Annotated in this window: 18 protein-coding genes; 8 read left to right on the plus strand and 10 right to left on the minus strand. The window is 70.9% G+C overall.

Annotated features, from left to right (window positions below):
* Nucleotides 1-20 precede the first annotated feature (20 nt).
* Together IG84_RS0110530 and IG84_RS0110535 are read right to left on the minus strand one after the other, a co-directional pair.
* Nucleotides 21-665, minus strand: a complete 645-nt coding sequence (locus IG84_RS0110530; RefSeq protein ID WP_031054249.1) for an FMN reductase — start codon at nucleotides 663-665, stop codon at nucleotides 21-23.
* A complete protein-coding gene (locus IG84_RS0110535; protein ID WP_030253539.1) occupies nucleotides 662-1,762 on the minus strand; it encodes an LLM class flavin-dependent oxidoreductase in 1,101 nt (366 codons plus the stop codon). Before IG84_RS0110535 ends, IG84_RS0110530 begins: the two co-directional genes overlap by 4 nt.
* Before the next feature lie 229 nt (nucleotides 1,763-1,991).
* Here IG84_RS0110535 and IG84_RS0110540 point away from each other — a divergent pair, with 229 nt between their 5' ends.
* Genes IG84_RS0110540 through IG84_RS0110550 form a run of 3 tightly spaced genes read left to right on the plus strand, consistent with a single transcriptional unit; the run spans nucleotide 1,992 to nucleotide 4,312 of the window.
* Nucleotides 1,992-2,777, plus strand: coding sequence for a triose-phosphate isomerase family protein (locus IG84_RS0110540; protein ID WP_063761777.1), 786 nt, complete (start codon nucleotides 1,992-1,994; stop codon nucleotides 2,775-2,777).
* Nucleotides 2,778-2,798: 21 nt separating this feature from the next.
* Nucleotides 2,799-3,257 carry an RpiB/LacA/LacB family sugar-phosphate isomerase gene (locus IG84_RS0110545; RefSeq protein ID WP_031054253.1) on the plus strand — a complete coding sequence of 153 codons (459 nt, stop codon included), beginning with the start codon at nucleotides 2,799-2,801 and terminating at the stop codon, nucleotides 3,255-3,257.
* 47 nt (nucleotides 3,258-3,304) lie between these two features.
* Entirely contained in the window at nucleotides 3,305-4,312 is a 1,008-nt protein-coding gene (locus IG84_RS0110550; RefSeq protein WP_031054254.1) for a zinc-dependent alcohol dehydrogenase family protein, read from the plus strand.
* Between the two features lie 16 nt (nucleotides 4,313-4,328).
* On the opposite strand, the gene IG84_RS0110555 is transcribed toward IG84_RS0110550, so the two are convergent.
* Complete coding sequence (locus IG84_RS0110555) at nucleotides 4,329-5,525, minus strand: glycoside hydrolase family 88 protein (protein ID WP_051861589.1); 1,197 nt, start codon at nucleotides 5,523-5,525, stop codon at nucleotides 4,329-4,331.
* A 269-nt stretch (nucleotides 5,526-5,794) separates the two neighbouring features.
* On the opposite strand from IG84_RS0110555, the gene IG84_RS0110560 reads away from it, so the two are divergent.
* Nucleotides 5,795-6,370, plus strand: a complete 576-nt coding sequence (locus tag IG84_RS0110560) for a TIGR03086 family metal-binding protein (RefSeq protein ID WP_031054258.1) — start codon at nucleotides 5,795-5,797, stop codon at nucleotides 6,368-6,370.
* Nucleotides 6,371-6,454: 84 nt separating this feature from the next.
* Here IG84_RS0110560 and IG84_RS38825 read toward each other — a convergent pair whose 3' ends face one another.
* Nucleotides 6,455-6,628, minus strand: coding sequence for a hypothetical protein (locus IG84_RS38825; RefSeq protein ID WP_223735720.1), 174 nt, complete (start codon nucleotides 6,626-6,628; stop codon nucleotides 6,455-6,457).
* A gap of 343 nt (nucleotides 6,629-6,971) precedes the next feature.
* Here IG84_RS38825 and IG84_RS0110570 point away from each other — a divergent pair, with 343 nt between their 5' ends.
* Entirely contained in the window at nucleotides 6,972-8,405 is a 1,434-nt protein-coding gene (locus IG84_RS0110570) for a lipase maturation factor family protein (RefSeq protein WP_031054261.1), read from the plus strand.
* Here IG84_RS0110570 and IG84_RS0110575 read toward each other — a convergent pair.
* The 3 genes from IG84_RS0110575 to IG84_RS0110590 form a co-directional block, all read right to left on the minus strand.
* Nucleotides 8,308-9,387, minus strand: coding sequence for a tetratricopeptide repeat protein (locus IG84_RS0110575; protein WP_031054264.1), 1,080 nt, complete (start codon nucleotides 9,385-9,387; stop codon nucleotides 8,308-8,310). The two genes, IG84_RS0110570 and IG84_RS0110575, sit on opposite strands and share 98 nt — an antisense overlap.
* Before the next feature lie 213 nt (nucleotides 9,388-9,600).
* Nucleotides 9,601-10,068, minus strand: a complete 468-nt coding sequence (locus IG84_RS0110580; RefSeq protein WP_157848853.1) for a hypothetical protein — start codon at nucleotides 10,066-10,068, stop codon at nucleotides 9,601-9,603.
* A gap of 201 nt (nucleotides 10,069-10,269) precedes the next feature.
* Nucleotides 10,270-10,674, minus strand: coding sequence for a hypothetical protein (locus IG84_RS0110590; RefSeq protein ID WP_031054269.1), 405 nt, complete (start codon nucleotides 10,672-10,674; stop codon nucleotides 10,270-10,272).
* 661 nt (nucleotides 10,675-11,335) lie between these two features.
* Between IG84_RS0110590 and IG84_RS0110595 the strand changes: the two genes are divergently transcribed.
* Nucleotides 11,336-12,097 (plus strand): GAF and ANTAR domain-containing protein, encoded by a 762-nt coding sequence (locus IG84_RS0110595; protein ID WP_157848854.1) that lies wholly within the window; start codon nucleotides 11,336-11,338, stop codon nucleotides 12,095-12,097.
* Nucleotides 12,094-12,834, plus strand: coding sequence for a GAF and ANTAR domain-containing protein (locus tag IG84_RS38830; protein ID WP_051861591.1), 741 nt, complete (start codon nucleotides 12,094-12,096; stop codon nucleotides 12,832-12,834). The genes IG84_RS0110595 and IG84_RS38830 overlap by 4 nt, the downstream gene beginning before the upstream one ends.
* Before the next feature lie 217 nt (nucleotides 12,835-13,051).
* On the opposite strand, the gene IG84_RS0110605 is transcribed toward IG84_RS38830, so the two are convergent.
* The 3 genes from IG84_RS0110605 to IG84_RS0110615 form a co-directional block, all read right to left on the minus strand.
* Nucleotides 13,052-14,551: a DHA2 family efflux MFS transporter permease subunit gene (locus IG84_RS0110605; RefSeq protein WP_031054275.1), complete on the minus strand. Its 1,500-nt coding sequence runs from the start codon at nucleotides 14,549-14,551 to the stop codon at nucleotides 13,052-13,054.
* 287 nt (nucleotides 14,552-14,838) lie between these two features.
* On the minus strand, nucleotides 14,839-15,624 hold the full coding sequence (locus IG84_RS0110610; protein ID WP_031054279.1) for an SDR family NAD(P)-dependent oxidoreductase: 786 nt from the start codon (nucleotides 15,622-15,624) through the stop codon (nucleotides 14,839-14,841).
* Nucleotides 15,621-17,078, minus strand: coding sequence for an MFS transporter (locus tag IG84_RS0110615; protein ID WP_031054280.1), 1,458 nt, complete (start codon nucleotides 17,076-17,078; stop codon nucleotides 15,621-15,623). Before IG84_RS0110615 ends, IG84_RS0110610 begins: the two co-directional genes overlap by 4 nt.
* 239 nt (nucleotides 17,079-17,317) lie before the next feature.
* Between IG84_RS0110615 and IG84_RS0110620 the strand changes: the two genes are divergently transcribed.
* Nucleotides 17,318-18,169, plus strand: a complete 852-nt coding sequence (locus tag IG84_RS0110620; RefSeq protein ID WP_031054282.1) for a helix-turn-helix domain-containing protein — start codon at nucleotides 17,318-17,320, stop codon at nucleotides 18,167-18,169.
* Nucleotides 18,170-18,171 lie beyond the last annotated feature (2 nt).

An 18,171-nucleotide genomic window follows, 5' to 3' on the forward strand; every position in this document is an offset into this window, starting at 1 on the left:
GGTGCGCCGTGCCGCGGCGGTCAGTTGGCCCGCAGCGCGGCCAGTTGTTCGGCGAAGGGCACGACGTCGAAGGCGTCGTCGGCCGGCTCGGCCGCGGGTGCCGTGGCCGCCCGCCCCAGGATCAGGGCGGCCAGCTCCCCCGCCGCCCGGTCGATGCGTTCCGTGAGCGCGCCGCCGGGGCCGCTGCCGCCCGTGCCCCAGTCCTCGGACGCGGCGTACACGGCGGTCGGGACGACCACCGCGCGCAGGTACGCGAAGAGGGGGCGCAGCGCGTGCTCCAGGGCGAGCGAGTGCCGGGCCGTGCCGCCGGTGGCCGCGATCAGCACGGGCTTGCCGGTCAGCGCGGTGTTGTCGATGACGTCGAAGAACGACTTGAACAGCCCGCTGTAGGAGGCGGTGAAGATGGGCGTGACGGCGATCAGGCCGTCCGATTCCGACACCGCCTCGATGGCCTCGGCCAGCGCGGGCGACGGGAAGCCGGTCACCATGTTGTGCGCGACGTCGGTGGCCAGGTCGCGCAGTTCGACGACGCGTACCTCCACCGCACGGCCCGGCTCGTCGGCCACCTGCTGACGGGTGGCCGCCGCCAGCCGGTCGGCCAGCAGGCGGGTGGACGACGGGACGCCCAGCCCCGCCGAGACGGCCACGATCTTCAGCGGCTTCATTCCGCCACCTCCTCCAGGGCCGCGGCGTCGCGCTCGGCGACGCGCGCCGCGTGCGTCGGCCCGTCCGGCACCTCGGCCGGGCGGTTCTTGGCGAACTCCTTGCGGAGCACGGGGACGACCTCTTCACCGAGCATGTCGAGCTGCTCCAGCACGGTCTTCAAGGGCAGGCCCGCGTGGTCCATCAGGAACAGCTGGCGCTGGTAGTCGCCGAAGTACTCGCGGAAGGCGAGGGTCTTCTCGATGACCTGCTGCGGGCTGCCGACGGTCAGCGGGGTCTGCTCGGTGAACTCCTCCAGGGAGGGGCCGTGCCCGTACACGGGCGCATTGTCGAAGTACGGGCGGAACTCGCGGACCGCGTCCTGGGAGTTCTTCCGCATGAACACCTGCCCGCCGAGGCCGACCATGGCCTGCTCGGGGGTGCCGTGCCCGTACTGCGCGTAACGGTGCCGGTAGAGCCGGATGAGCTGCTGGAAGTGGTGCTTGGGCCAGAAGATGTTGTTGGCGAAGAAGCCGTCACCGTAGTACGCGGCCTGTTCGGCGATCTCCGGGCTGCGGATCGAGCCGTGCCACACGAAGGGCGGCACGCCGTCCAGCGGGCGCGGGGTCGAGGTGAAGCCCTGCAGCGGCGTGCGGAACTTGCCCTCCCAGTCGACCACGTCCTCGCGCCACAGCTTGTGCAGCAGGGCGTAGTTCTCGATGGCGAGCGGGATGCCCTGGCGGATGTCCTGGCCGAACCAGGGGTAGACCGGGCCGGTGTTGCCGCGGCCCATCATCACGTCCACCCGGCCGTCGGCGATGTGCTGCAGCATCGCGAAGTCCTCGGCGATCTTCACCGGGTCGTTGGTGGTGATCAGCGTGGTGGACGTGGAGAGGATCAGCTTCTCCGTGCGCGCCGCGATATAGCCGAGCATGGTGGTCGGCGAGGACGGGACGAACGGCGGGTTGTGGTGCTCGCCGGTCGCGAAGACGTCCAGGCCCACTTCCTCGGCCTTGAGCGCGATGGCGAGCATCGCCTTGATCCGCTCGTGCTCGGTCGGCGTCCGGCCCGTCGTCGGGTCGGTGGTGACGTCTCCGACGGTGAAGATCCCGAACTGCATGGTGCCCGCCTCCGTGCGCTGCGTTGGTTGACTGCGCTGCGTTAGTTGAATAGTGAACTACACCGCCCAACCGTAGCGGGCTCGCGGCTATTCCGCACCTTCGCGCATTCTTCGCGCGCCACCCCGGCTATCAGTGGTACGACCCGGCCGAAATAACACCGATCTCGTGAAGTTCACGCCTTGACTTGTGAACTTCACAGGTGCTTTTGTTTTAAGCATCATGAATGACGTGATCCCTGACCGCCGCCCCGTGATCGGCGTCTCGCTGAAGCTGTACTTCGGTCTCGCCGAGACCCGGAAGTGGCTCGCGGACGTCGCCGCGCTGGCCGGTACCGCCGCGCTCGGCGCACGCGCCGTCGACCTGTTCGTCCTCCCCGCCTTCCCCGCCCTGGCCGACTCCCGCGAGCTGCTGGCCGGCACGGGCGTGGCGTTCGGCGCTCAGGACGTGCACTGGGCGGAGTCCGGCCCGTGGACCGGTGAGGTGTCCGCCGGGATGCTCGCCGAGGCCGGCGCCACGTACGTCGAGGTGGGGCACGCCGAGCGGCGCGCGCACTTCGGCGAGACGGACGACACCGTGCGCGCCAAGACCCGCGCCGCCACCGCCGCCGGGCTGGTCCCCGTCGTCTGCGCGGGCGAGCGGGACGGCACCGATCCCGGGGCGGCCGTCGAGGAGACCCTCACGCAGGTACGGGCGGCGCTCGCGGGCGCCGTGCCGGGCAGCGAGGTGATCATCGCGTACGAGCCGGTCTGGGCCATCGGCGCCGCCGATCCCGCCCCCGCCGATCACGTCCTCACGGTGGCCGCCGCGATCCGCGCCTGCCTGGACGAGCACGACGTACGCGGCCGCCTGATCTACGGCGGCACCGCCGGGCCCGGTACGTACGCCCGGCTCTCCACCGGACCCGTCGACGGCCTGTTCCTCGGCCGGCTCGCCCACGACACCGAGGGCCTGCGCCGTGTCCTCGACGAGATCGCCCCCGTCCGAACCGCCCTGAACCGCTCTGAACCGGCCTGACCGCTCCCAGGGAGAACACCCATGACGTACCGCATCGCCATCGGCTGCGACGACGCCGCCTTCGAGATGAAGGACGCGATCATCGCGCACCTCACCGAGCGCGGCTACCCGGTCACCGACCTGAGCGCCACCGCGGACGAGGACTACCCGGACGTGGCCGAGCGCGTCGCGCGCAGCGTCGCCCGCGGCGAGCACGAGCGCGCCGTCCTCGTGTGCGGCACCGGCATCGGCATGGCCATCGCCGCCAACAAGGTGCCCGGCATCCGCGCCGCGCAGATCCCGGACAGCTACAGCGCCGAGCGGGCCCGCAAGTCCAACGACGCGCAGATCGCCTGTTTCGGCAGCCGCACCATGGGCGTGCACGCCGCGCTGGTATGCCTGGACCACTGGCTGGTCTCCGACTTCGCGGGCGGCGGTTCGGCGCCCAAGGTGGAGAAGATCAAGCAAGTCGAGTCCCGCAACCGCGTCATCCCCGCCTGAACCGCCGCTCCCCCGCCCCGTCCCTCCCCCCGAAAGGTGTGAGCACCATGCGCGCAGTCGTCATCGAGGAACCGCACAAGCTCTCCGTGACCACCGTGCCGGACCCGGCGCCGGGCCACGGCGAGGTCGTCGTCAAGGTCACCGCCGCCGGGCTGTGCGGTACCGATGTGCACATGCTGGCGGGCGAGTTCGGGCCCACCCGGTACCCGGTGATCCCGGGGCACGAGTTCTCCGGCGAGATCGTCGCGGTGGGCGAGGGCGTCACCGCCTTCGCCGAGGGCGACAAGATCGCCGCCGACCCGGCGATCTACTGCGGCGCCTGCCACTTCTGTGCCATCGGCCGCGGCAACCTCTGCGAGCAGTGGGGCACGATCGGCATCACCGTGGACGGCGCCGCCGCCGAGTACGTGAAGGTACCGGCCCGCAACTGTTACCGGCTCCCCGAGACCGTGGAGCTGCGGCACGCCCCGCTCATCGAGCCGCTGTCGACGATCGTGCGCGGCTTCGACATCGTCGACCCCAAGCTCGGCGACAACTTCCTGATCTACGGCGCGGGCACCATGGGCCTGCTCTACATGCAGGTCGCCCAGCGCGCCGGGGCGGGCTCCGTCTCCGTCGTGGACATCAACGAGGACCGCCTCACGGTGGCGAAGAAGCTCGGCGCCGACCACGTCGCCACCAGCGCGGACGACCTGGAGCGGCGGCTGGGCTGGGAGGTCGTCACGGACTGCACGGGCAACATCAAGGCCATCGAGGACGGGCTGACCCGGCCGATCCGCGGCGGCACGTTCCAGCAGTTCGGCTGCGCGCCCGACCAGGAGCTGGCGAAGTTCTCGCCGTTCCGGATCTACAACGACGAGATCCGCATCGTCGGCTCGATGGCGATCCTGCACAGTTACGGGCGCGCCGTGGAGCTGCTCGGCAAGGGCGTCATCGACTCCGAGACGATGATCACCCACCAGTTCGCGCTGGACGAGTACGCCGAGGCCCTGGAGACCTTCAAGCGCGGCACGGGCCGCAAGCTGCAGATCGTCCCGGACAAGGCCCCGGCGTAACGGACGGCCGGGCCGCCTATGCGGCCAGTCCGGCCAGCTCGCAGCCCGCGTGCAGGAAGGCCCCCACGCCGAAGTCCGCGGTCGTGCCGGGGCCGACGGGCTGGCTGGACTCGGGGCGGTCGCCGACGCCTTGGACGTAGCCGAGGAAGCCGTCGGCGTGCACGGCCGTCCCGGTGAGGCCCTGCCAGGCGCGCGTCACGACCGGGAGGTACGGCGTGCGCGGCACGAGGCGGGCGCGCAGGGCGTAGGCGGTGGCGTACAGGAAGAAGGACGTGCCGCTGGTCTCCGGGCCCGGGAGGTGCGCGGGGTCGGCCAGGTTCACATTCCAGAACCCGTCGGCGCGCTGGACGGCGCGGAGTGCGGCCAGTTCCCGTACCAGGGTGGCGCGGTATTCGGGTATGTGCCGGGCGCCGGCGGGCAGGGTCTTGAGCGTCTTGACGTGGCCCCCGGCCACCCAGCCGTTGCCGCGCGACCACACGACGGGCTTGCCGTCCGGCGAGAGGATCCCGCCGGGCAGGAAGCGCTTGTCGCGGTACCAGAGGCCGGACTCCGGGTCGTACAGTCCGGGGCCGCCCTCCGCCGACTTCGTGTGCGTGTAGAGCGCGTACAGCTTGTCCCAGTAGGCGGGTTCGGCGCGCAGCCGACCTATTCGAGCGAACGGCGGCATCGCCATGTGCAGCGCGTCGTCCCACCACCAGTCGTCGTTCTTCTCCGGCCGGTCGGTGAAGACCATGCGGTGCAGCGAGTCCTCCAGAGCCGCGATCTTCCCCTGCTCGGGCTCCAGTTCGTACAGGTCGAGGTAGGTCTGCCCGGCGCAGTGGTCGTCGGCGTGCCGGGTGGTGACGCCGTTGTGCAGCGCGTAGCCGTGGCCTTCGGCCCAGCCGCGCGCGTACGCGAGATAGCGGGCGTCGCGGGTCAGCCGGTACAGGGCCATCAGGCCGCTGAAGAACGTGGCGCGGGCCCACTGGTTGTCGCCGGGGTCGGCGTGCGCGCCGATCCAGTGGTCGGCGACTCTGCGCAGTACGGCGGTGATCTCCGCCCGGGAGGGAAGCCCGCCGGCCGTGACACCGGCCGTCGCCGCGCGCGCCGCGGTGGCCGACAGCGCCGGTACGGCGGCGAGCGCGGCGCCGGCGGCGAGCGCGGCGCCGGCGGCGAGGACGCGCCGCCGGCCTACTGATCGTCCTGATCGTCCGAGATGCTCCAGGGGTGCCATGGCGTACGCCCTTTCCGCCGACGGAAGTCACGATGAAAGTCACGTATGTGAACATCGTTCACCGATGCGGCGCAAGAATGGCACGCCAACTCCCGTCTACGGAAGGGGAATTGCACGAAGCACACGGAGGGCCCAGAGGCGACCTCCAGATAGGCCGGTTCATAGCGCCTCACGACCGCGATCCGGTCACTCGGCGCGATTGCCGGGGGCGCGCAGCGGGCGCGCGTCGGAGGGCCGCCGCGGCGGCCCCGCTCCTATGCTGAGGAGGCATGAAGCCCAACGACATTCTGCGCCGGCACGGCGAGGCCATCGAGCTCTTCGGGGACCGCGTCCACGCCGTGGGCGACGACCAGTGGGACGCCGCGACACCGTGCACGAACTGGACGGTGCGCGACCTGGTGAACCACCTCACCGCCGAGCAGCTGTGGGTGCCGCGGCTGGTGCGGGACGGCGCCACCATCGAGGAGGTCGGCGAGGAGTTCAGCGGCGATGTGCTGGGTGAGGACCCGGTCGCGACCTGGGACCGTGCCGCGGTCGCGGCGGTCGCGGCGTTCAGCGAGCCCGGCGCCCTGGACCGGCAAGTCCATCTCTCGTACGGGCTGACCGGCGCGGCCGCGTACTGCAGTCAGATGACGATGGACGCGGTCGTGCACGCCTGGGACCTGTCACGGGCGGTCGGCGCGTCCGAGGAGCTGCCGGGAGAGCTGGTGACCACGGCGCTGCGGGAGGTCGAGCCGTACGCCAAGGAGCTGAGCGAATCGGGGCTCTTCGCCCCGCCGATCGAGCCGCCGCCGGGCGCCGACGACCAGACCCGGCTGCTCTGCCTGCTGGGCCGCCGTCCGTAGGCGACGGCCCGAAGAGATGCCGGCCGTAGGCAGCGGCCGGCAGGCAAAAACGTGCCGGCCGGGTCACCCGGCCGGCCGTACCCGTCAGTCGATGCCGCGGAAGATGTGCTGCTCAGCCGTGGATTCGTCGTCGCAGCCCGCCAGGTGGACCGGGGCGCAGCGGCTCCAGACCTCGAGGTTGCGCACCTCCCGGATACGCCCCTGGCGCTCGCCCTGCTTCGGTCGGGGCTGCTTGCTGATCGTCTGTTCCGGTGCCACCACGCACTCCTTAGCCAAAGGGATGAGGTACATGACGCGGTGGCGCCGTATGTCACAACCGGGAGTTCGGCCATGGTTCGTGGCGCATCCCGCGACGGGCCGAGGATGTCGGCATCTCCCAGACAGGTCGTCCGTCGCCCCCCAGCCTAACGACATGGGTTCCCCGCTGCGCGGTAATTACCGTCGATAGGGTTACAGGACGGAGAAACTGCCCCCGTACGGCCCGTTTCGGCCACTCCGGCGGCGTGTGGTTGCGCCCCGCCCGCACGCGTCCGGGGGCTGGGCGGGGACACGGGCGGCGGGTGCCGGGCGCCGGGCCTTCCGCGGTGCTACGGATAGGCGTGTGGAGTGGTTCCCGGCACCCGAGTACTGGCTGGGCCGGCTGGTCTTCCAGCGGGCCCTGGCCGCGCTGTACGTGATCGCGTTCGTGTCGGCGGCGCTGCAGTTCCGGGCGCTGATCGGGGAGCGCGGCATGACCCCGGTACCGGACTTCGTGCGGCGCGTGCCGTTCCGGGTGGCGCCGTCGGTCTTCCACTGGCGCTTCTCGGACCGCTTCTTCGCGGGCTGGGCGTGGGCGGGGGCGCTGCTGGCGGCGGCCGTCCTGGCGGGCGCCGCCGACGCCGTGCCGCTGTGGGCGTCGATGGTGTGGTGGGCCGCGCTGTGGGCGATGTACCTCTCGATCGTCAACGTCGGGCAGACCTGGTACGGCTTCGGGTGGGAGACGCTGCTCCTCGAAACGGGCGCGCTGGCGGTCTTCCTGGGAAACGCGCGCACCGCGCCGCCCGTCCTCGTCCTGTGGCTGCTGCGCTGGCTGCTGTTCCGGCTGGAGTTCGGCGCGGGGCTGATCAAGATGCGCGGCGACCCGTGCTGGCGCGACCTGACCTGCCTGTACTACCACCACGAGACGCAGCCCATGCCGGGCCCGCTGAGCTGGTTCTTCCACCACCTGCCACGGCCGCTGCACCGTGTCGAGACGGCCGCGAACCACGTGGCGCAGCTCCTCGCGCCCGTCCTCCTCTTCACCCCGCAGCCGATCGCCACCTGGGCGGCGCTGGCGATGATCGCCACCCAGCTCTGGCTGGTGCTCTCGGGCAATTTCGCCTGGCTGAACTGGGCGACGATCGTGATCGCGGTGTCCGTCGTGGACGCCTCGGCGGTCGGCCTCGGCGGCCTCGTCGGCCCGCCGGCGGACCTCGCCCCTCCCCCGCTCTGGTACGAGATCGTGGTCATCGCCGCGACCGCGGGGGTCCTGTACCTGAGCTACCGCCCGGCGCTCAACCTGCTCTCCCGCCGGCAGCGGATGAACACCTCGTTCGAGCCGCTGCACCTGGTCAACGCGTACGGCGCCTTCGGCTCCATCACCCGGATCCGGCACGAGGTGGTCATCGAGGGCACGACGGACGAGGTGATCACCGAGGACACGGAGTGGCGGGAGTACGACTTCAAGGGCAAGCCCGGCGACGTACGCCGCATGCCGCGCCCCTTCGCTCCGTACCACCTCCGCCTCGACTGGCTGATGTGGTTCGCGGCGCTGTCGCCGGGCTACGCGGGCCGCTGGTTCGGCCCGTTCCTGGAACGCCTCCTGGAGAACGACCGCGACACCCTGCGCCTGCTCCGCCGCAACCCCTTCCCCGACGCGCCGCCCCGGCACGTACGGGCCCTGTTCTACCGCTACCGCTTCACGACCTGGCGGGAACTGCGGGAGACCGGCGCGTGGTGGCACCGGGAGCCGGTACGGCAGTTCTTCCCGCCGACAGCTCTGCGCGAAAGGCCCTGACCATGTCGCGGGCGTGCCGCAGCCCGATCCGGGTGACCTCGCGCTCGACGTCGTCCAGCTCGGCGACCACCTCGTCGTACGGCCATCCCGTCCGCGCCCGGGACTTCACCAGCCCCAGCCGCGCGAGCGCGCTGCCGCGCGGCTCGGACATGGCCCGGAACTCCTCCAGCGCACCCCGGTAGACGGCCGCGGCCTCCTCGTACCGCCGCGCTCGGTACAGCACGTTCCCGCGCATCTTGTGGTTGTACGCCAGCGCCCCGGCGAGATCCAGCCCCCGGCACAGCGCCTCCCCCTTGCTGAGCAGCCGCAATGCCTCCGCCGTCTCCCCCAGCACGGACCGCACATCGGCGACGCCCCGCAACGACCACGCGAGCCCCCGCACGTCGTCGGCCCCCTCGGCGATCCGCACCGACTCCTCGAACAGCTCCAGCGCCTTCTCGTACTCCCCCTTGTTGCGGTGCATCTGCGCGATCCCCGACATCGCCCACACCATGTGCCGGGCCTCGCCGTGCGCCCTGGCCTGGGCCAGCAGCTCTTCGTGCAACTCGGCGACGGCCTCGTAGTCGCCCTGTATCCGGCCGGTCTCGGCGAGCCCGGCGAGCGCGTATCCGTGGGCGAGGCGGTCGCCGCCCTGCTCGGCGAACGCTACGGCGGCCGCGAGCAGCCGACGGGCGAGCGCGAGCCGCCCGCACTGGCGGGCGAGAGTACCGCCGCTCCACAGCGCCCACGCCATCCCGGCGGCGTCCTGCGCGGCCCGCGCACTGCGGTAACTGGCCCGCCAGGCGTCCTCCGCCTCTGCCACCCGCCCGAGCCGCCGCCCGGCCTCCGCCTCCGCGAGCGCGGCCCGCGCGGCGTCCCCCGGCGTCCCGGCCGCGCCCCGTGCTCTCCGCGCCGCGGCCAGCACATCCTCGTACGAGGAGTTGACACTCAACTCCGCCCCCAGCTCCCCCTGATACTCCGGAGCGAATGCCTTCCCGTACATCACGAGCCTCCCGGTCATGTCGGTCGTCCGGGCTCGACGCTATGCGGCCCGGACCCCGCCATTCGTCCCTCCACCTGCGGTTATCGAGATCCACCGGGGGATGTACGGGAGGCTGGACGATCACCTTGGAGATGTACGGGGAGTCCCCTAGGGGGCGGAGCCGGGAGGCCCTCCACCGAGCCGTCCGCATGAGCGACGCGGAGCTCGACCGGCTCAGCTGTCCGGTCGGTCAGCCTCGTTCCACCGCGGATACAGGCCGGTGAGACGGGTCGCCTGTACGCAGGCGTCGGCCAGGCCCGGTGCCGCGGTCTGCCAGATCTCGCTGGTGACGCCCTCGGTGGCGCCTGTGCCCCAGATCCCGGCGAGCAGCCGTGCCGCGCTCTGGTGACCTTGCTCGGTGAGCTGGACATCCTCACGTTCCGCGGCGATCCTCACTGCCTCCTGGGCCCGGTGCAGCAGTTCCGGGGTGAGGATGAGCTGGAGGTCCTGGGTCAACCCGGCCAGAACGGCGGTGAACACCAGCAGCATCCGCTGCGACTGCGCAGGATGCTGCTCATAGTTGTCACAGGACTGACAGACGAAGTCCTGAATCATGTTCAGGCGTTGGGCGAGCAGATCAGGAGGGAACAGGCCGCTGTCCTGTTGCTCACGTTCCTCATGAGGTTGGTGCTGGTCTGACATCGGTGGCTCTCACCGCCCCTGTGGTGCGCCGTGGGCCGAACGCGGTCCCAAGCCGACGGCTCGTGCCGTCCTACCCGTCGTGACCGTCCTTGGGGGTGCGAGGCGGACCACCGGCCGATGACAGGCGTCGACGCCGACGAGTAGGTCAACCACCGTTTCCCCGCACTCAGCTTACGGCTCTCCGCCGAGCGACGGCTCCGCTCAGGGCAACTGAACATCGAAGCGGATCAGCACCCCACCGCCCTCGTTGTCCCGGACCTCGACGGCATCGGCACGCGCCGAGAGCTGACGCAGCATCATGGCGCGCTTGGCGGTATCAGCCCCGTCGCTGCCGCCGTGCTCAGGAGGGGCCCGGGAAACGAACTCGCAGTCAGTGACGACCACTTGGCATCGGCTGCCTGCCACCGTGATGACGACGCGAAAGGCGGTGGCCCGGCTGCACGTGACCACATAACCGCCGGCAGCGTGCACATTCTCACGCAGGTCCCCGGATGCCGCGCTCCCCACACCCAGAACCCTCACCGCGGCGCCTGCCAGCCTGCCGGCCAGCAGCACACTGATCTGCGTACAGGGCAGAGTCAATGACCAGGAGAAGTCCACGGTCACTCACCGCGCCTCCCTCCACACCGGCTGTGTGGGCTTCCAGCATGACGCATCCAGCGCGACACCGTCACCCGCGCACGATCCCCGGGCACACCGGGGACGCGGCTGCGCTCACCGAGGCGTGGGCTACACCGTCGTGGTGGGCCGTACGTCCGCCTGGGCGTCAACCACCTGCCCAGCGGTTCACCCCCGAGCCCGTCCGGCTGTGCCGGCCAGGCGTCGACGACACTCGGCCACGGCCGACAACCGGCTATTGGTGGCTGGTGACGTCCCGCACACCGCTTGCACACCCACGTCTCCTTGATACCGATCGAGACGATCCACCCTCGCTCAACAGGGCTTATACCGTGTCCTATGCGGTGCGGCGGTAGCAGCGGAATCGCGATGGCGAGGCTTCCGCGGGCTCGACGCCGCCGGCGTCTGGGGGTGCCGTCGTCGGCCCGGCGGGCGGACGGATGTTACGTACGCCAGGTGGCTTACGGCAATGAGGGGGATGAAGCCGCATTTGGCGCATGATCTGTCCTACGATGAGGGGGTGGGACGGTTGTGCCCCAGTCGGGGCGCTGCCCAAGTCCTGCGGTAGCCCGGGCGGGCGCTTTCGGCTGCACGGCTGGTAGTGGGCGTTCAGGAGATCGGGGCATGGGATGCACCCGGTAAAAGGAACGTGCTTGTACCAGCCGCGTGGGCCGGGTCCCCGATGAGCGGGGTGCCGTCGTCGGATACGGAGCTGGTGGCCGTGCTGGTGGCCATGCTGACAGCAGGGGGAGGGCTGGCCGAGGTATCCGAGCACTGCCAGCGTGTGGTGCCGGATATCGATGCCGTGGGGCTGACCGTGGCGATACATCCCACGGCCGGGTCCCGGCTGACGGTCAGCACGCACGGCTGGCTCGCCGAACCGGGCGAAGCCCTGCAGTTCGACCTGGGCGAGGGTCCTTGTATCGAGACGCATGCGGAGCAGCGGCCGGTACTGGCGGAGGACCTGGAGGCGGATGGGCCCGCGCAGCACTGGCCCATATTCGCCGGGCAGGCGTGGGAGGCAGGCATCCGGGCGGTGTTCACCTTCCCGGTGCTGCTGCACGAACAGGTGGTGGCGGTGCTCTCGCTCTACCGCGCGACCGCAGGGGCGCTGTCGACGACCGGGGAACGGATGGCGGCAGCCTACGCGGCAGCGGCAGCGGTGCTGTTACTGCACGATGCCCACACCCTGATCGCCTCCGACCAGGACGACGAGGAGGAGGTGGCGCTCATCCCGCCGCCGCTCGCGGTGATTTCGCAGGCCGTCGGCTTCCTCGTCTCCCGCCTGGACCTGGATACGGATCAGGCCCTGGCCCGGCTGCGTGCGCACGCCTTCGTCGTACAGCGCCCGCTGGCCGAGGTGGCCGACGACCTCCTCCAACGGCGGCTCCCGGTGGAGGATCTGCCATGACCCCGGGTTCCCCCGCGCCAGGCGAACCACGGCAGCAGGCACTGGTCGACGCTCTGCTGGCGCTGACCAGCTCCAGCGACGTGCCGTTCGACCTGGATTCCCACGCCGCGTTGGTGCTGGAGCACGCCGCCTGCCTGGTGCCCCGCAGCGCTCTGAGTATGGAAATGCCCGATGCCTTCGGGGACCTGGAGACCGTGGCCGCTTCCTCGGCCGCCGCCGCCTCCTTCGCCGCCCATGCCGCTCACGCCAGCGGGCCCAGCACCGCCGCGTACACCAGCGGAGACGCCGTCTCCGTGACCGACCTGTCCGCTGCTGCCTCCGCCTGGCCCCAGCAGCGCTCGCCTGCCACCGATGCCGGCTTTCACGCCCTGTACGCCGCCCCGATGCGCCAGGGCCGCACCATCCGCGGTGTGCTGGTCTTCTACCGCAGCGACGCCAGCCCCTTCACCGCCACCGACTGCACCTACGCCCAGGCATTGGCCGACACCGCCGCCATCGCCCTGACCACCCACCAGACCGTCGCCCACCAGAAAATTCTGGTGGACCAACTGCAACGTGCCTTCGACACCCGCCTGATCATCGAGCAGGCCAAGGGCTTCCTCGCCGGCCACCTGAGCATCGACGCCGACGCCGCCTTCACCATCCTGCGCAACCACGCCCGCTCGCACAGCGCCAGAATCCGCGACCTGGCCCGGGAAGTCATGCAGACCCGCACGTGGCCCCCCAAGGACACATAGGCCGGGAGTTCCTGCAGCTCAGGGGCCTGCAGGAACCCGTGATACTCCGGAGCGAATGCCTTCCCGTACATCACGAGCCTCGTGGTCATGTCGGCCGTCCGGGCTCGACGCTATGCGGCCCGGACCCCGCCATTCGTCCCTCCACCTGCGGTTATCGAGATCCACCGGGGGATGAACGGGCGGTCGGACGATCACCTTGGAAATGTACGGGGAGCGCCTAGGGGGCGGACCCGGCCGTCGGCACCGGGTCGGCGGCCGGGGTGGGGTGCGGCGGGGCGGGGCGTGCCGTGCGGCTGATGAACAGCGAGGTGACGAAGGCGAGCACACCGATGACTCCGGCGACCATGAACGCCGTACGCAGGCCGCCGGCGTCGGGTGCGCCCGACGGGTCGGAGGTGCTCAGGGAGGCGACGGTGACGAAGACGGCCGTGCCGAACGCGCCCGCGACCTGCTGAAGCGTGGCGAGGATCGCGCTGCCGTGGGACTGGAGGTGACCGTCCAGCGCGCCCAGGGACTCGGTCATCAGCGGCGTCATCATCAGCCCGAGCCCGGCCATCAGCAGGATGTGGATGGCGATGACCGCGGCCAGCGGTGAACCGGCGCCGAGGAAGGTGAAGAGCCACAGCGAGACGGCCAGGGCCAGCGCGCCCGGTATCACCAGCGGGCGGGCGCCGAAGCGGTCGAACAGCCGGCCCACCGGACGGCCCAGCAGGCCGAGCAGGAGCCCGCCGGGGAGGACGGCCAGACCGCTGACGAACGTACTGGTACGCAGCACGGTCTGCAGGTACAGCGGCAGCATGATCGACCCGACGCCCAGCAGGCACATGAACAGCAGCGCTGACAGGACCAGCGCAACAGTGAAGGCACGGGTCCTGAACGGGCGCAGGTCGAGCAGGGCGCGGTCCGCGCGCTGCAGGCTGAGCTGGCGTGCGACGAACACGCCCAGCGACGCGAGGCCGACGACGATCGGGACCCACGGCGCGACCGCGTGCTCCGCACCGCCGGACTCGCCGACGGACGCCAGGCCGTAGAGGACGCCGCCGAAGCCGACGGCAGACAGCAGTACCGAGAGCAGGTCCAGCGGCACCTTCCGCGTCTCGCTGTCCAGGCGCATCCAGACCGCGCCCATGACGAGCGCGGCCACGGCGAGCGGCAGGACGATCCAGAACATCCAGCGCCAGCCCAGCGAGGCGAGCACCGCACCGCCCACCGTCGGCCCCACGGCGGGGGCGACCGCGATGACGATGCTGATCGTGCCCATCGTCGCGCCGCGCTTCTCGGGCGGTACGAGGCGCATCACCGAGGTCATGAGCAGCGGCAGCATGACGGCGGTGCCGCACGCCTGCACCACGCGCCCGGCCATCAGCACCCCGAACCCGGGCGCGAGGCCACTGACGAGCGTGCCGAGGGTGAACAGCGTCAGCGAGGCCAGGAAGACCTGGCGCGCGGTGAAGCGTTCGAGCAGGAAGCCGGTGATGGGGATGATCACGGCCATGGTCAGGAGAAAGCCGCTGGTCAGCCACTGCACTGTCGTGGTGGAGATCCCCAGGTCGACGGTGAGGTCGCGCAGGGCGACGCTCAGGATCGTCTCGTTGAGGATCATCACGAAGGCCGAGACGACCAGCACGGCTATGAGCACGGAAGCGCGCACGGGAGCGCGTGCGGGGGAACTGCCGGGCGGAGACTCCACGCCCCCGGCGTTCGCGGGTTCGATCATGGTCGGGCACACCTCACTGGAATTCGTGGCTCAGTCGTCGGGGGCGGGCGCGGGGGCCGGCGTTCAGCACAACCTCCGTCGCGACGGGATACTTCCGCTCACTGCGGTGGACCCGGAATTACGCGATGGCTGTCGCCGCCCTTTGCTTGCGGTCCCCCCTGAGCGTCACCTGCACGGTGTCCACAGCCCTGCCCCCGTTTTCGTCATCGCTCCGCCAGTCTATTGAAGTTCTGCGCCGGGTCGGCGCCGGTTTTCTGTGCCCTCGGGCGGAGCGGTGGTCACGCCGCCTAGACCGCGGTGAAGCCGCCGTCCGCGGCGACCACGGCTCCTGTGATGAAGCCGGCGCGTGGGGAAACGAGGAAGCACAGGACCTCGGCGATCTCCTCGGGCTGCGCCACCCGTCCCAGAGGCTGCGCGTCGGCGAAGGACGCCAGGTACGCACGGCTGTCGGTGCGGAACGTATCGAGGAAATCGGTCTCGATGACGCCCGCGGCAACGATGTTGGCGCGGATGCCCAGCGGTCCGCCCTCGACGGCGAGCACCTTGGTGAGCTGGGCCAGAGCGCCCTTCGACGCGCTGTAGGCGGCGCCTTCGGGCAGGGCGACGGTGCAGGTGTAGGAGCCGGTGCTGACGATGGCTCCGCCGCCCCGGGCCTTCATGGCCCGGAAGGCTTCACGGGCGAAGAAGAAGGAGCCGCGGGCGTTGACCGCCATCACGGCGTCCCAGTCCTCGGCGGTGGTGTCGGTGACGGGCTTGTTCAGGGTGCGTCCGGCGTTGTTCACGAGGATGTCCAGTCCGCCGAAGCTCTCGACGGCCGACCGCACCGCTCGGGCGGCGGTCTCCTCCTGTGCGATGTCGCCGGTCATCGCCAGGACGCCGGGGAACTCGTCCGGCAGGGTCCTGATGCCGGGGCGCAGGTCGACGGCGACGACACGGGCGCCGCGGGCGTGGAGGAGCGCCACGGCCTCCTTGCCCACGCCACGCGCGGCCCCGGTGACGAGGGCCACCTTTCCGGCGAACTCGGTGATCTCGGAGGCTGCGGCGGCCTCGGCGGCCGGAGTTACGGATGTCACGTTGCGTTCCTTTCGTCAGGGCGGCGCTGCCGGATGAGGAGCGTGGCGCTCAGGCCGGCGAGTACGGCGGCGACGATGACGCCGGTACCGGGGGCGTAGCCGGCGAGCGGATCACCGCCGCCGTTCGCCTGCTGCCCGGCTTCGACCACCGCGGTGACGACCGCGAGGACCACAGCGCCGCCGATCTGCATCGAGGTGTTGAGCAGGGCGCCGGCCAGACCTTGGTCCCGGTCGGGCACACCGGCGACCGCGCTCATGTTCAGGGCGGGAAAGGTCGCCGCGGTGCCGAGCCCGTTGAGGACCATGACGGGCAGGACGACGGAGAGGAAGGAGGCGTCGGGGCCGATGCGGAAGAACAACGCGTAGGACAGCGCCAGCAGCAGCATGCCGGCCGCGATCATCCGGTGGGCGCCGAACCGTGCCGCGAGGCGTCCCGCGAACGGTGCCAGCGCGCCGTTGACGAGGCCGAGGGGGACGAAGGCGCCGGCGGTCTGCAGCGGCGTCCAGTGCAGCACGTTCTGGAGGTACAGCGTGGCGAGGAACGCGAAGGACGTGTAGGCGCCCCACATCGCGAAGATGGTCAGATTGGTGCCCGCGGTCCTGCGCCGGGTCAGGAAGGACAGCGGTACCAGAGGGCGTTCGGACCTTGCCTCGATGCCGAGGAACAGGGCGAGGAGCAGAGCTGCCGCGGTGAACAGGATGACGGTACGGACGGATCCCCAGCCGTGTTCCGGCGCCTGCGCGATGGCGTAAACCAAGGTCACGAGGCCACCGGTCGCGGTGAGGGCGCCCGGCACATCGGTCTTCTCCCGCGCGGGGGACGGAGGATCCACGGGCAGGAGACGGCGTCCGGCGATGAGCGCCGCTATGGCGATGGGCACCGGCAGTGCGAAGACCAGCCGCCAGGACACCTCGGTGAGCACACCGCCGAGGACGAGGCCGCTGACGAAGCCACTGGCACCGGCGGTGGCGTACCAGCCCAGGGCGCGGCCACGCCGCGGTCCTTCCGGCCAGCCGGTGGTGATGAGGGAGAGCGCCGCCGGGGCGAGAAAGCCCGCGGCGACACCCTTGACCAGGCGTGCCGCGATCAGCAGGCCGCCGTTCGGGGCGATCGCACCCAGCACGCTCACCGCGGCGAACACGGCGACGGCGGCCATGAAGGTGCGCCGCCGGCCGAGCAGATCGGCTGCCCTGCCGCCCAGCAGCAGGAAGCCTCCGTAGCCGAGCGCGTAGGCGGACACGATCCACTGCAGGGAGGCCGACGTCATGCCCAGGTCGTGCTGGATGGCGGGCAGGGCCACACCCACGTCGGACAGGTCGATGGCGTCCATGAAATGCGCGGCGCACAGGACCAGCAGCGCCAGGGCACCGGGTGCGGTCGGCGCGTTCGGCAATGCGTCGGCGGCGGTGGAGGGATCATGCGTCGGATCAGGTGCATCGGTTCTCGGCGTCATCGTCATCGGGTTGCTTTCTGCTCGTACGTGTTCCGGCTTCCGGCACGTGGTCCGCGGTAGGTGTTCCGGCGGTACGTGTTCGGGCGGAGCTTCTCCGTTGGGCCGGCCCGCCGCCTGATCGGTGCGGTGCCGGCCCGCTCAGCCGAGTCTGCGCAGGTCAGCAGCGGTCAGCCAGGGTCCGCGCTGCCTGGGTGCGGCACACCCGGGCAGCGCGCCGAGCCACCGCCTAGCCTGGCCGCATGGACGACAACCACCTGGGAGACTTCCTGCGCGCACGCCGCGCCGGCCTGCAGCCGGAGGACGTCGGCATGGCGAGTTACGGGGCCCGCAGAGTCGCCGGACTGCGCCGTGAAGAGGTCGCCGTCCTGGCCGGAGTGAACGCCGACTACTACACCCGCCTGGAACAGGGGCGCGAGCGCAACCCCTCATCCCAGGTACTCGACGCGCTGAGCCGCGCGCTGCGCCTCGACGCGGATTCCCGGGCTCACCTGTACCGGCTGGCGGGGGTCGCACCGAGCGAGGGGACCTCCGTACACGCCGTCGAGCAAGTCAGTCCCGCGCTGCGGCAGTTGATGGACGGCTATCCGAACACCCCGGCGTTCGTCATGAACCGGACCCTGGACCTCCTCGCCGTCAACGCTCTTGCCGATGCCCTGTACGCCCCGTTCAGCCCGGCGGACAACCTGGCGCGCATGACCTTCCTCGACCCCGCGGGTCGGCACTTCTACGCGGACTGGGACCGGGCGGCCCAGGCCACCGTCGCCAACCTTCGTGCGGCAGCCGGGTTCGCACCGGACAACCCTCGGCTGCGCGAACTCGTCCGCACGCTCACCGAGCACAGCGCGGACTTCGCCCGCCTCTGGAACGCCCACACCGTGCGCGGCAAGACCCAGGACGCCAAGCACCTCCGCCATCCGGAGGTCGGTCCTCTGACGCTCACCTATCAGGCTTTCGACGTACGCGACGCCCCCGGCCAGCAGCTCGTCATCTACCACGCCGAGCCAGGAACCCCGAGCGCCCAGTCCCTCCATCTGCTCGGCTCCCTGCACGCCACCCAGCGTCGGCACGAAGCCCGTCCCCACACGCCCTAGCC

The organism is Streptomyces ochraceiscleroticus, assembly GCF_000720485.1.
Classification (GTDB): Bacteria; Actinomycetota; Actinomycetes; order Streptomycetales; family Streptomycetaceae; genus Streptomyces; species Streptomyces ochraceiscleroticus.